This window comes from Planctomycetota bacterium (assembly GCA_035384565.1).
Taxonomy (GTDB): Bacteria; Planctomycetota; PUPC01; order DSUN01; family DSUN01; genus DAOOIT01.
Genome location: DAOOIT010000019.1, coordinates 23,227 through 36,602, shown reverse-complemented (window position 1 = coordinate 36,602; position 13,376 = coordinate 23,227). Strand labels below are relative to the sequence as shown.

The window sequence follows — 13,376 nt, the reverse complement described above, 5'->3', positions numbered from 1 at the left end:
AGCTCCTAACCTATGGGCTCCCAGGAACCAGCGGGCCCGGCATGGCCTCTCCATTGAATCGCTGAGGATGCAAGCCACGGACGCGCTTCCCGACGCCGAATCCCGCCGCGACGAGCGCGAGCAGATGGTCGAGCGGCAGCTCCGCGCCCGCGGCATCCGCGACCCCAGGGTGCTCCAGGCCTTTCGCGAGGTGCCGCGCCACTTCTTCGTGCCCCCCCAGCGCGCCGCCGAGGCCTACGAAGACTACCCGATTGACATCGGCCGGGGCCAGACCATCTCGCAGCCCTACATGGTGGCCCTCATGACCGAGCTGCTCGCTCTCCGCGGCAGCGAACGCGTGCTCGAGGTGGGCACCGGGTCCGGCTACCAGGCCGCGATCCTGGCGAAACTGTGCCCCGCCGTCTACACCGTGGAACGGCTGCCGGACCTCAGCCGACGCGCGCAGGCCCTCCTGGCGCAGCTTGGCCTGGCCCACGTGCACTGCCGCGTGGGCGATGGCACGCTGGGCTGGCCCGAGGAGGCGCCGTTCGACCGCATCATCGTCACCGCGGCGGGGCCGAGCGTCCCGGCGTCCCTCGAGGCGCAACTGGCGGAGGGGGGGCGGCTCGTGATGCCGACGGGCGGCCGGGGGACCCAGGAGCTGGTGGTCGTGGAGCGCCGCGGGGGCGCGCTGCGCCGCGAGACCCATGGGGGCTGCGTCTTCGTGCGGCTCATCGGCCGGGAGGGGTGGCCCGACTGACCGTGGGACGGGCCGCGGCCGCGGCTTCCGCCCTCTCGCCCGCGCGCTTGCGATTTTTTGACTTCCTTGTCGCGCCAGTGGTATAATCGCCCGGTCTGTTCATCCCGCGAAGGATTTGCGTTTGAGCCTTCCAGCGCAGGAGAGGCATGCGTGAGAAGTCTTGCCAGGATGGGGGCCGCCGGCCTGGCGGCCGCGGCGGTGTTCCTCGGCCTCTTGGGCAGCCGGCATTGCGACGCGGGGGCCGCGCCCGCGCGAGCCGAGCCGGCCGAACGGCTCGCGATCGCCTACGTGGAGCCGGCCACGCCGGTGGCGGGCAAGGAGGCCTGGATCGTCGTCTACGGCCGCGGCTTCAGCGAGGACGAGGCGAACGTGCAGGTGTTCGTCAACGACCTCAAGGCCCTTGAGGTGCGCGTGCCGGCCCCCGAGCGCCTCAAGGCCCGCCTGCCCGCCACCACCCAGCCCGGCTCGGCCTCGGTGACCGTGAAGAACCCCGACGGGGAGACGGCCACGCTGGCCGCCGCGGCCTACTTCCGGCCGAAGGAGGGCGGCGGCGGCTTCGGCGCCTTGATGGCGAACCTGCGGCACGACTGGCGCGTGTGCGTCGAGTGGTTCCGCCTCGGCGGCCTGGTCATGTACCCGCTTCTCGCCATCTCCTTCTTCACGGTGGCCTGGGCGGTCCACTGCCTCCTCGTGCTGCGCGCCTCGCAGGTGCTGCCGCAAGGCTTCATGGACGCCCTGGGCACCCACCTGTCGCAGGGCGACCTGCGCGGCGCGGCCGGCGCCTGCGAGAGGTCGGGCTCGGCCTTCGCCCGCGTGGTGCTGGCCGGCCTGCGGAAGGTCAAGGACGCGCCCGAGAAGGTCCGCGAGGCCATCGCCGCGGCCGGCTCGCGCGAGGTGGCCCACATGCACCAGAAGATCGGCTACCTGGCCAACATCGGCACCATCTGCCCCATGCTGGGCCTCCTCGGCACCGTGACCGGCATGGTCATGGGCTTCAACGTCATCGCCTCGGGCGAGGTGCGCCACTACCTGCTCGCCGCCGCCATCGCCCAGGCCCTGATCACCACCGTGGTGGGCCTGTGCATCGGCATCCCGGCCATGGTCGTCTACTACTACCTGCGGGCCAAGCTCCTGCGCCTCACCACGCAGATGGAACTCGTGGCCGACGACGTCGCGGGCACGATCATCGAGAAGGGGGAGGAAGCATGAACTTCCGCAAGGCCGACGAGCAGGACGCCGGCTTCCAGATGGCCCCCCTGATCGACATGGTCTTCATCCTGCTCGTCTACTACGTGCTCACCACGGCCATGGGCCAGCTCGAGCGGCAGATGGACCTCAGCCTGCCCACGGCCGAGAAGGGCGTGGTGCCGCGCCAGCGCACGCCCTACTTCATCAACGTGACCCGGCAGGGCGACGTGCTGATCAGCAACCGCTTGATGACCCAGGACGAACTGCTGACCTGGCTGAAAGACCTGCACGCCGCCTACGGCGCCTCGCCGCCCCCGGTCGTCATCCGGGCCGACCGCGACACCGCGTTCCAGCACTTTGTGCGGGTGCTGGACGCGTGCGCCGCGGCCGACATCCGCAACGTCGCCTACGCCAGCATCGAGGGGCCGAGGCGCAGCCCGTAGACCCGAAACCCGAAGCACGAAATCCGAAACAAGCACAAAGGCCAGAAACCCCGATGCCCCAAACACGCAGACGCCAGGAAACGACTTGTGATCTGGTGCTTGGAGCTCTGGATCTGTGTCGGATCTCGGATTCCGGATTTCGGGCTTTCCGCACGGCCGTCATCCTCCTCGCGCTCTCCGCGGCGGCGCTCGGCGGCGAGCGCGCCGCGGAGCCGGCCGACCTCCAGTTCGACTTCGTCGAGGGCCTCTTCCGCGACAAGCTGCGCAAGCAGTGCATCGCCGAGGGCGACAAGTTCCTCAAAGCCTACCCCAACGACCCGCGCGCGGGCCGCGTGTGGTTCTACCTCGGCGAATGCCACTACGAGGACAAGCGCTACGACGCCGCGCTGCCCGCCTACGAGGCCGCGGTGAAGGACCCCACGCTCACCATGCGCCCCGTCGCCCTCTACCGCATCGGCGACTGCCGCTTCCGCCTCAACGACATGGCTGGCGCGATCCCGCCGTTGCGCCAGTTCCTCGCCACCGACCTCACCGTGCCCGACCACCGCCGCTTCGTCGTGCACGCCAGGTATGCCGTCGGCCGCGCAGAGTTCGCCCTTGGCCGCTTCGCCGAGGCCCTGCCGCTCTTCGAACAGGTGCTCGCCGACCCCTCGCCCGAGAACACCTACAAGGCCTACGTGCTGCTGCCCATCGGCGACTGCCTTGTGGCCCTCGGCAAGGCCGACGACGCGCTGGGCCGCTACCGCGAGCTGGCCGACTTCCTGGAGGCCGCGCTCAAGGCCAAGCCCGACGGGCCCGACGCCAAGGCCCAGACCGACCTGCTGGCCCGCGTGCGCACCAAGATCGCCAGCCTCCTCCTCACCCAGAAGAAGCACGCCGAGGCCCTGGCCCTGCTGGGGCAGGTGGACCCGGCCGGCCCGCTGGGCGCCGAGGTGCTCTACGGCCGCGCCCAGGCCCTCTTCTTCCTCCAGCGCTACCAGGAGGCCCTGGTGCCCGCCCTGGAATACCTCCAGCGCTTCCCCCAGGGCGACTTCCTGGTGAGCACGCTCTACATCGCCGGCGAGTGCGCCTACCGCGCCGGACGGTTCCCCGAGGCCGAGGCCCACTTCGCCGCCCTGCTCGCCGCCGACAAGAGCGGCAAGGACCCCGCGCGCGAGCCCGCCGCCTTCGGGCGCGCCGCCGCGGCCTATCGCCAGGGCCAGCCCCGCGCCAAGGAGGCCGCCGCCGCCGCCGAAGCCTTCCTCAAGGAGTTTCCCCAGAGCAAGTACGCCGCCGAGGTGCTCTACTTCCAGGCCGAAGCCGCCTTCTGGCTCGGAGCGCACGCCGAGGCCCTCGACCGCTACGCCAAGGTGCCCCCCAACGGCCCCAACGCCGAGGGCGTGTGCCACCAGATCGCCGTGTGCCTCGACCTCCTCCAGCGCTTCGACCAGGCCGCCGCCGCCTACGAGACCTATCTCAAGCAGTACCCCAACGGCGCACACGTCAAGGGCGCCCTCGACCGCGCCGCCCGCCTCTACGGCCAGCTCAACCAGTATGCCAAGGCCATCGAACTCTACGGCGAATACTACAAGCGCTTCGCCGCCACCGACCCCAAGACCGCCGAGGAGTTCCTCTACCGCAAGGGCGCCTGCGAGTACGAGATCAAGCAATACGACGCGATGTTCGCCACCTTCAACACCTACTTCGAGCGCTTCCGCGACGGCGTGCACAAGGGCGACGTGCTCTACTTCCTCGCCTGGTACTACGGCGAGGTCAAGCAGCAGTACGACGCCGCCGTGCCGCTCTACGAGCTGTGCGCCAACATCCCCGGCGCCTACCAGAAGCGCGCGCTCCGCCTCCTCGCCCACAGCTACGCCAAGCTCGGCAAGACCCGCCTCGCCGCCAAGGAGCAGAAGGAAGCCAACGAGTTCTTCGCCAAGGCCGCCGACGCCTTCCTCCAGCTCATCCGCAACAACCCCGACCTGCTCACCGACGCCACCGAGTACCTCTGGACCGCCGAGGTCTTCCGCGAGCAACGCCGGCCCGCCGAGGCCATCGAGACCTTCGAGGCCCTCGTCAAGCGCTTCCCCGGCGAGGCCAAGCCCTACGTCGTCTACTGGCTCGGCGAGCTGTCGCTCAACCTCCCCAAGCCCGACCACGAGCGCGCGAAAACCTACTTCAAGGCGTTCATCGAGAAATTCCCCGACCACGAGCTCCTCATCTGGGCGAAGTTCGGCCTCGCCGAAACCCTGCGCGCCGTCGGCGACAACGACGGCGCCTGGCAGTACTACCAGCAGGTCGAGCAACTCGCCCCCAACGCCGTCGGCGACCCCGCCGTCCGCGACGCCCTGATCCTCAAGTGCCAGCTCCAGATGGGCCGCATGGCCTTCGACAAGAAGGACTGGGAGTTCGCCCAACGCTACCTGCTCCGCGTGGCCATGCTGGCCACCGGCCCCGACGCCGCCGCCGAGGCCGCCGAGGCGCGCTACAAGGCCGGCGTCGCCTCGTTCCAGCTCAAGCAGCCCGACTCCGCCGTCGCCGTCTGGACACGGCTCCTCGAACGCCACCCGAAGTCGGAGTGGACCGAGCGCCTGGTGAAGGAGCTCGACGGCTTCGGCCTGCGTGTGACCGCCGACGGCAAGGGCCTCGAGAAGAAGCCCTAGCCGCGCGAAGGGAGTGGCCCCGTGGCCGCCGCGAAAACCGCCCGAACCCGCAAAGACGACGTGAGCCGCTGGGTGCTCACCTCGCTCGCCGTCTCGCTCCTGTGCCACCTGGCGCTCATCCGCTTCGTCGGCAGCATTCGCCTCTTCGACGTCGAGGAGTTCTCCGCCTCCGTCCTCAAGTGGTTCCACGTCGTGGACCTGCCAGAACCCCAGTCCGTCCCCGTCGCCACCTCGACCACCGAGGCCCCCGCCAAGGGGGGCGCCCCTGTGCCGGTCAAGGCCTACGAGGTGCCCCTCTTCGACCCCAAACAGCGCATCCCCGGCCCCTCGTTCCCCAACGAGAAGGACCTCTCGACCCTCGAGCACACGCCCACCCCCTCGCGCACGCCCGACACCGAGCACGCCGTCATCCACCGCACCGGCCCGCCCAAGGTCGAGCAGACCAATACGGCGATCGGCGAAGTCGCCCCCGTTCGCACGGTGGCCATGGCCGACGTCGCGCCCGCCGGCACGGGCACGCGCGGCGTGCTGCACGGCTCGCCCGGCCTGCCGGCCCCGCCGCCCGCCCAACTCCACCTCCGCGAGGTGAGCGCCCCGAAGCCCGCCACCGACACCCATGCCGGGCCCCTCGCCCCGCCCACCATCAACCCCAGCGCCACCGCGGTGGTCACCGGCGTCACCGCGCCGCAGGGCATCGTCATCCCCCTCGAGGACAAACTCGCGCGCCGCGACGTCGGCACCTCGCCCGTCATCCTCTTCCCCAGCGCCGGCCCCGAGGACGAGGAGGTGCCCGTCTACGCCCTCCGCGACGAAGTCAAGATCAAGATGGACCTCTACGCGCGCCCGGGCGAGGAGCGCCAGTACTTCCGCCTCGAGATCGCCGTGGCCCGGCCCGACAAGCTGCCGGTGATCCCGAAGGACGTGGTGTTCATCTGCGACGTGTCGCTGAGCATCCAGCGTGCCGAAGTGGTCGCCACCCGCGAGGCCCTGGGGCGCTACCTCGCCGCCCTGCGCTCCACCGACCGCTTCAACGTCATCCTCTTCAGCGAGGAGCCGCGCAAGCTCTTTCCCGACTTTGCGGATCCGACCCCCGAACGCATCCAGGCCGCGCTGGCCTTCGTAGACCGCATCCCCGGGCAAGTGCGCACCGACGTCTACCGCGTCCTCAACGCCGTGGTCCGCGACGTCGCCGAGCAGGCCGTGCGCAACCGCCCGACCAACATCTTCTTCATCAGCGACGGCCGCTCGACCCTGGGCATCCGCGATGCCCGCCGCATCGTCAACGAGATCAGCTCCTACGCGCGCCCCACCTTCGCCATCCTGCCCTTCGACGCCGGCCCCGGCGGCAACCGCTACCTGCTCGACCTCCTGGCCTACCGCTCGCGCGGCGAGGCCACGTTCACCGACGACGTGCAGGCGGCGGCCAAGCCCCTCGGCGAACTCTTCCACGCCTACGACAAGCCCATGCTCATGCAACTGCGCGTCACCTACACCAACCTCGATGTGGAGGAGACCTACCCCGCCTTCCTCCCCAACCTCTACGCCGACAAGCCCATCGTCCTCTACGGCCGCTGCAAACCTGGCCAGAACGTCACCATCCAGATCGAAGGCAGAATCCCCTACGCCGGGCGCACGCTTCAGTTCAGCCACACCCCCGGCGCCCCTGACCCCAAGCGCGCCGACATCGCCCACGAATGGGCGCGGCAGAAAATCCATCACATCGTTGCCGACATGGCCCGCGGCGGCGAAACATCCGCCCAACGGGCAGAGATCGAGCGTATCGGCCGCGAATACGGCGTTCGCACCCCGTACGACCGCTAGCGCGCCGCACAGGTGAGAGGCCCGCGTGAAGATCGCCCACGTTGTCCCCATCCTCCTCTCGGTCGTCTTGCCCGGCACCGGCCACATCGCCATCGGCAAGACCCTCAAGGGACTCCTGATCTTCTTCTGCTTCGGATTCGCCGTGGATGGCTGGGTCTACAGCCAGGCGGCCCGCGTGCTGCCCCCCGAGCACAGCGTCCTGAGCATCCCGGCCCTCCGCCGCGGCTCCATCGCCCTGGGCGCGCTCCTCTGGGCCTTCGCGACGTTCGACATGGCGCGTCTCGCCCTCCGACGCCGCAGGCTGCTTGCCAAGGCCGATGTGGCCGATGGCCATATTCGCGACGCGCTCGTGGCGCATCTCCGCAACGACTCCGAGGCCGCGCTCCAGGAGCTTCGCGCCGCACGCCGCATCAACGACCAGGACCCCGATGCCTTCTTCCACCTGGGCGTCCTCTACGCCAGCCGGGGCGAGCGCAAGAAGGCCCGCAAAGCCCTCCTGCGGTGTATCCGGTATGACCACGAAGGCAAGTGGGACACCCACGCTCAGCAGCAGCTCCGCGCCCTCGAGGCCCCGGCGCCACGCTCCAGCGCCCGGGCCCCGGCGGCCAGAGAGGAGGGCAGTGGATGACGCTCCGCCTGCGCGCCGTCAACCTCGGGCTGGCGGTCCTTCTCATTCTCGTCATGGGCACGCAGCTTGGGCTGAGCCTCCCCCTCGGCAAGCTCGCCCTGCCGATCACCCTGGCCGATGTGGTCCTGGCCGCCTCGGCGCTGGGAGTGGCCCTGGAACTCGTTGCCCGCCGGCTGCGCAAGGCCAAGCTGCCCCCGCTCCAAGGGTTCGTGCTGGCGGCCGTGGCGTGCGTGGCCCTGGCGCGCTCGGCCAGCAAGCCCGAGGCCGCGAAGGAGGTGCTCCAAGTCGTCGAGTACTTCCTCGTCGCCTTCGCCGTGTTCCTGAACGTGGCCGAGAGGGGCGACCTGAAGCGGCTTCTCATCGCCTTCACGGTCGCCGTCGCGTGCGTGGTGCTCTGGGCGGCATGGCACTATGCCACGTGCGCATCGGCGCTCGACGTTCGCGCCGGCTTCCGCAACCGCAACGCACTCGGCGCGTTTCTGGCCTTGTCGCTCCCCGTGCTCTATGGCCTGGCGCTGCATGCCCGCGGCTGGAGCCTTCGGCTCCTCCTCCTGGCCATCGTGGCCGCCGGGCTCCTCGTCAACCTGTCCGGCGGCGCGGTGCTGGCTACCGTCCTTGTTCTCGGCCTGCTCAGCGCGCTCCACGCCCGCCGGACGGCGTGGGTTTTCCTCGGGGTGGTTGGTCTCGTGCTCCTGGGCGCGCCGCGCCTCCTGCCGCGGCCCTATCACACGGACGCCCTGTTCAGTTCCGTGGCGCCGTTCGTGAGCGACAACTTCCTGCTCGGCGACCGGGCCCTGGCGGCCCGGGCGGCCGAGCTTCACGCCCGCGCGCACGAGGTGATGGCCGCCGACCCCACCGCCGCGCCGCCGCGTGATCTGTTCGATGCCCGCTACCTCATGGAGTTCCTCCAGCGGCGGCGCGGCGGCGAGCGCCGCCTCACCGCCGAGCAGCGCGCCCTGTACTTCGAGCTCCTGGCCGAAACGGCCGAGGCGGCCAAGCGGTTCCCCGGGGCCGGGCGCGACTCCGCTTTCGCCGAGAACCGCGTCGCCATGCGCTACCAGCGCTGGCAGGCCGCCCTCGCCTGCTCGCGCCAGCTCTGGGACGGCCTGGGCAGTTCCCTCTTCGGGCTCGGCTACACGGACTATCACGCGGTCATCGAGCCCTTCCGGCCGCAGGCCAAGCTCCAGTACTTCAGCAACGTGCCCGAGGTCTACAACGTGGCGACCAGCGAGCCGTTCACCCACGACGCCTGGCTGAAGGCCCTGGTTCAGACGGGCCTCGTCGGCCTGCTGGCCCTCGCCTGGCTCGTCGTGGAGTTCCTCAGCCGCGCCCTGCGGCTCCAGGCCGCCGCCCACAGCGAGCTCATGCTCGGCGTGGGCCTCGGCGCCGCCGGCGGCATCCTCGGCTTCGCTCTCGCCGGCATCTTCACCGAGACCGTCTCGCAGGGCCTCGCCGTCCCCTTCGTCTTCGTCTGCGCACTCGTCGCCATCGGCGAACGAATCGTCTTCGGCCAGAACGGGGCCAGAGTCGAACAGATTGCGTCGCGCGAGTACTGAGCGGCGGCGGCCCGCCGCTCGCACCCGAACCCCAGGAGAGAACACGCCGCTATGGTGAGAGTAGGCATTCTGGGCGCCACCGGCGCCGTGGGCGAGGCCCTCCTCCGCATCCTCCTCGGCCATCCGCAAGCCCGCCTGGCCTTCCTGGGCTCGGACCACGCCGCCGGCACGCGCGTGGACGCCGCGCTCCCCGTCCTGCGCGGGCAGACGGACGCCCTTCTGCGCAAACCCGACCTCGACGGCTACGCGGCCGAGACCGACGTCGTGTTCCTGGCCAAGAAGGGCGCCGACTCGCTCGAGTGGGCGCCCAGGCTCCTCGCCGCAGGCTGCAAGGTGATTGACTGCGGCGGCGAGTTCCGCTTCCGCGACGCCGCCGTCTACGAGCGCTTCTACGGCACCAGGCACACCTGCCCCGAACTGCTCGCCGAGGCCGCCTTCGGCCTGCCCGAACTCTACCGCGACAAGATCAAGGCCGCCCGCATCGTGGCCACGCCCGGCTGCTACCCCGCCAGCGCGATTCTGCCCCTCGCCCCGCTGCTGGCCGAGGGCCTCGTCTCGCCCAGGGGCATCATGGTGGACTCCTATTCGGGCCTCTCCGGCGCCGGCAAGACGTATAGCGACAAGGCCCGCAACCTCTTCGTCAACTGCGACGAGAACTGCCGCGCCTACAGCCCGCTCACCCACCGCCACGCCCCCGAGATCGAGCAGGAGCTGTCCCTCGCTGCCGGCGCCCCGGCCACGGCCCTCTTCGTGCCGCACCTGCTGCCCGTGGACCGCGGCATCCTCACCGCCATCTTCGCCGACCTCGCCCGCCCCGCGGCCACGGCCGACGTCGTCGCCGTCTGGCGCCGCCGCTATGCCGCCGAGCCCTTCCTCCGCGTCTTCGACAAGCTCGACGACGTGGAGCTGGCCAACGTGCACCGCACCAACTACTGCGACTTCGCGGCCATCGTGGACCCGCGGACCGGCAAGGTCGTCATCTCCTCCGCCCTCGACAACGTCATCAAGGGCGCCTGCGGCCTCGCCGTGCAGTGCATGAACCTCATGTTCGGCATCCCCGAGACCACGGGGCTCCTGCACCGCTGCGTGTGACGCGCGCGGGGAGAGGCGGAGGCCCGCCATGCACTCCCACGACCACGACGCCGAAGGCCCCGAGCACAGCCACGGCCACTCGCACGTCCACAAGGGCCTCGAGCGCCGCCGCCTGCTCGCCTCGCTGGCCCTCACCAGCGTGATGATGCTCTTCGAACTCGTCGGCGGGCTGCTGTCGAACAGCCTGGCCCTCGTGAGCGACGCGGGCCACATGGCCACGCACTTCGTGGCCCTCGCCATCACCTTCTTCGCGATCCGCATCGCCGCCATGCCCGCTCCTGCCGAGCGCAGCTACGGCTTCTACCGGATGGAGATCCTGGCCGCCTTCGTGAACGGCGTGGTCCTTCTGGGCGCATCGGCCTACATCCTCTACGAGGCGGTGGAGCGGCTCATCGAGCCCCGCCCCATCGCCACCCTCGAGATGCTCGTCATCGCGGTAGCCGGCCTCGCCGTGAACCTGGCCTCCGTGCTCCTCCTCGCCGGCGTGGGCAAGCACGACCTCAATGTCAAGAGCGCCTTCTTCCACATGCTCGGCGACACGCTCTCGTCGGTGGCCGTGGTGGGCGGCGCCATCGTGATCTACTACACGGGCTGGCTGCGCCTCGACCCGGCGCTCAGCGCTCTCATCGCCGTCCTCATCGCCGTCTGGTCGCTCCAGCTCCTCCGCGACTCGGCCAACGTGCTCCTCGAGGCCACGCCCAGGCAGGTCAGCATCCCCGCGCTCATCGAGGCCCTCAGGCACGCGGCCCCCGAGGTCCGCGACTTGCACGATCTCCACGTGTGGGAGATCACCTCGGGCATGTACGCCATGACCGCCCACGTGAACGTGGGCCCGGAGCTCACGGTGGGGCAGCTTGAGCAGGTGCGCGAAAAGCTGGAGGCCTGCGGCCGCGAACGCTTCCGGATCGGCCACATGATCTTCCAGTTCGAAAGCGCCGATGTCGCTTGCGCGCACATCACGGTGCCCTTCGGCCAACACCACGAGCCAGGGCACGAGAGCCTGTGAACTCGGACGGAGACGAGCCATGTCCCGCACGCCCCGCGTGGTCGTCGTCGGAAGCTCGAACACCGACATGGTCATCCGCTCGCCGCGCCTGCCGCGGCCGGGCGAGTCGGTGGTCGCAGGGCAATTCTACATGGCCGCGGGCGGCAAGGGCGCCAACCAGGCGGTCGCCGCGGCCCGGGCGGGGGCCGCCGTGACGCTGATCGCCAGGCTCGGCCGCGACGTGTTCGGCGACGAGGCCATCGCCGGCTTCCGCCGCGAGGGGATCGAATGCCGCTGGATCGCCCGCGACGCGAGGGCCCCGTCGGGCATCGCCCTCATCCTCGTGGCCGAGGATGGCGAGAACCTGATCTCGGTGGCCCTCGGCGCCAACCTGCGGCTCGCACCGGCCGAAGTCGAGCGGGCGGCGCCCGCCATCGCGCGGGCCGGCGCGCTCGTGGTCCAGCTCGAGGTGCCGCTGCCGGCCGTGCGCCGCGCCGTGGCGCTCGCGCGACGCCACCGCGTGCCCGTGGTCTTCAACCCTGCCCCCGCGCCGCGCGCGCCGCTGCCCGCGGCGCTCCTGCGCCAGATTGACTACCTGGTGCTGAACGAGACGGAGCTGGAGGTGATCGCCGGCCGCTCCGACTTCACGGCGGCCCGCGGCCTGCTCGACGCGGGCGTGGGCCACGTGATCCTCACGCGAGGCAAGCAGGGCGCTGCCGTGCTCGACGGCACGCCCCACCCCAAACAGATCCCCGGGCGCAAGGTGAGGGCCGTGGACGCCGTGGGCGCGGGCGACGCGTTCGTGGGCACCCTGGCGGCGTTCATCGCCGAGGGCCGGCCGCTCGACGAAGCGCTGCACCTTGCCAACGCCGCGGCGGCCCTCTCGGTCACCCGCAAAGGCGCGCAGCCCTCGATGCCCACGCGCCGCGAGATTCTCAGCTTCGCTCGCCGTCCGCGCCCGTGAGCGGGAACTCGCGCCGCACAAGCTCGAGCGCCTCGTCCCGCGTGGCGATCTCTCCCTCCAACTGCGCGTCCTCGACCCGTGCGAGCATGGCGGCGAAGGGCGGGCCTGGCCTGTAGCCGAGGGCGATGAGGTCGTGGCCCGTGACTAGGCGGGGCGGACGGATCACGTCCTCCGGAAGGCTGGCGAGCTTCTCCTTGCAGAACTCGTAGTTCTTCAGGCTTCCGTGGCTGGCCACGCAATCCGCCCGGTGCAGTTCCAGCCCTTCGGCGAAGTGGGGCGAGCGCAGAAAGCGCTTGAGCGTGCTCGGCCGCATGTCGCGCACGGCCATGAATCGCATGTGATCGAGCACCAGGGCCGCAATGGCCTCGGTCTGCTCGGCCGGGAAGCGCAGCCGTTCGCAGATCTCCCGGGTCATCTGCGCCCCGGCCTTGTCGTGCAGGTTGAAGCGGATGCGGTCGCTCTCCACCTGGGTCACGGGCTTGCCCACGTCGTGCAGCAGCGTGGCAAAGGCGAGGGTGAGGCTCGGGTTCTCCAGCGCGTCGAGGCACAGGCGCGTGTGAGCGAACACGTCGCCTTCGGGGTGGAACTCGGGCGGCTGTTGGCACCCGACCATGGCCTCGACCTCGGGCAGCACGTGCGCCAGGAGGCCCGTCGCCTGTAGCAGTTCGAGTGCGGCGCCGCGGTTCGGGCCGGTGAGGATGCGCGTCAACTCCTCGCCGATGCGCTCGGCGCTCACGCGGCGGATCTCCCCGGCGTGCCGCCGCACCGCAGCGGCCGTGGCCTCGTCCAGGCGGTAGGCATAGCGGGCCGTGAAGCGCACGGCCCGGAGCAGGCGAAGCGAGTCCTCGCGGAACCGGGCGTCCGGGTCGCCGATGGCCCGCACCACGCCCTCCGCGAGATCGCGGCGGCCGCCCACGAAGTCCAGAACCTCGTCCTTCAGCGGGTCGTAGAAGAGGCCGTTGATCGTGAAGTCACGGCGGAGCGCGTCCTCGCGTGCCGCGGCGGGCCGCACGGCGTCGGGGCGGCGGCCGTCCGAGTAGCCCAGGTCGGCCCGGAACTGGGCCACCTCGAACTGGTCCTCGCCGTCCACCACCACGACCACGCCGAACTGCGCGCCGACCGGCACGGTGCGCTCGAAGAGGGCCTGGACCCGGGCCGGCGTCGCGTCGGTGGCGATGTCGTAGTCGTGCGGCTCCTCGCCCCGGAGCATGTCACGCACGCAGCCGCCGGCGAAGAGGGCCTGATGGCCGGCGTCGGCGAGACGCCGCACGATGCGGTCGGCCTTCTGTCTCAGGGGGGCGCTCACGCGGGCCTCGCT

11 protein-coding genes are annotated in these 13,376 nt (G+C 70.7%); 10 read left to right on the top strand and 1 reads right to left on the bottom strand.

The annotated features are described in order from the left end of the window. The first annotated feature begins 67 nt into the window (after positions 1–67). From PLE19_09195 to rbsK, 10 genes are all read left to right on the top strand, one after another. Positions 68–739, top strand: coding sequence for a protein-L-isoaspartate(D-aspartate) O-methyltransferase (locus PLE19_09195; GenBank protein HPD15114.1), 672 nt, complete (start codon positions 68–70; stop codon positions 737–739). 150 nt (positions 740–889) lie between these two features. Beyond that, positions 890–1,948, top strand: a complete 1,059-nt coding sequence (locus PLE19_09190) for a MotA/TolQ/ExbB proton channel family protein (GenBank protein HPD15113.1) — start codon at positions 890–892, stop codon at positions 1,946–1,948. Then, a complete protein-coding gene (locus PLE19_09185; protein ID HPD15112.1) occupies positions 1,945–2,370 on the top strand; it encodes a biopolymer transporter ExbD in 426 nt (141 codons plus the stop codon). Before PLE19_09190 ends, PLE19_09185 begins: the two co-directional genes overlap by 4 nt. A 95-nt stretch (positions 2,371–2,465) precedes the next feature. Beyond that, positions 2,466–5,012 carry a tetratricopeptide repeat protein gene (locus PLE19_09180; GenBank protein ID HPD15111.1) on the top strand — a complete coding sequence of 849 codons (2,547 nt, stop codon included), beginning with the start codon at positions 2,466–2,468 and terminating at the stop codon, positions 5,010–5,012. A gap of 21 nt (positions 5,013–5,033) precedes the next feature. Then, positions 5,034–6,833, top strand: a complete 1,800-nt coding sequence (locus tag PLE19_09175) for a VWA domain-containing protein (GenBank protein ID HPD15110.1) — start codon at positions 5,034–5,036, stop codon at positions 6,831–6,833. Positions 6,834–6,858: 25 nt separating this feature from the next. Then, entirely contained in the window at positions 6,859–7,461 is a 603-nt protein-coding gene (locus PLE19_09170) for a hypothetical protein (GenBank protein HPD15109.1), read from the top strand. Next, positions 7,458–9,017 carry an O-antigen ligase family protein gene (locus PLE19_09165; GenBank protein HPD15108.1) on the top strand — a complete coding sequence of 520 codons (1,560 nt, stop codon included), beginning with the start codon at positions 7,458–7,460 and terminating at the stop codon, positions 9,015–9,017. Before PLE19_09170 ends, PLE19_09165 begins: the two co-directional genes overlap by 4 nt. A 51-nt stretch (positions 9,018–9,068) precedes the next feature. Beyond that, positions 9,069–10,109 (top strand): N-acetyl-gamma-glutamyl-phosphate reductase, encoded by a 1,041-nt coding sequence (gene argC / locus PLE19_09160; protein ID HPD15107.1) that lies wholly within the window; start codon positions 9,069–9,071, stop codon positions 10,107–10,109. Positions 10,110–10,137: 28 nt separating this feature from the next. After that, on the top strand, positions 10,138–11,115 hold the full coding sequence (locus PLE19_09155; GenBank protein ID HPD15106.1) for a cation diffusion facilitator family transporter: 978 nt from the start codon (positions 10,138–10,140) through the stop codon (positions 11,113–11,115). Positions 11,116–11,134: 19 nt separating this feature from the next. Next, a complete protein-coding gene (gene rbsK, locus PLE19_09150; GenBank protein ID HPD15105.1) occupies positions 11,135–12,058 on the top strand; it encodes a ribokinase in 924 nt (307 codons plus the stop codon). On the opposite strand, the gene PLE19_09145 is transcribed toward rbsK, so the two are convergent. Next, entirely contained in the window at positions 12,030–13,364 is a 1,335-nt protein-coding gene (locus PLE19_09145; protein HPD15104.1) for a CCA tRNA nucleotidyltransferase, read from the bottom strand. The genes rbsK and PLE19_09145 overlap by 29 nt on opposite strands. Positions 13,365–13,376 lie beyond the last annotated feature (12 nt).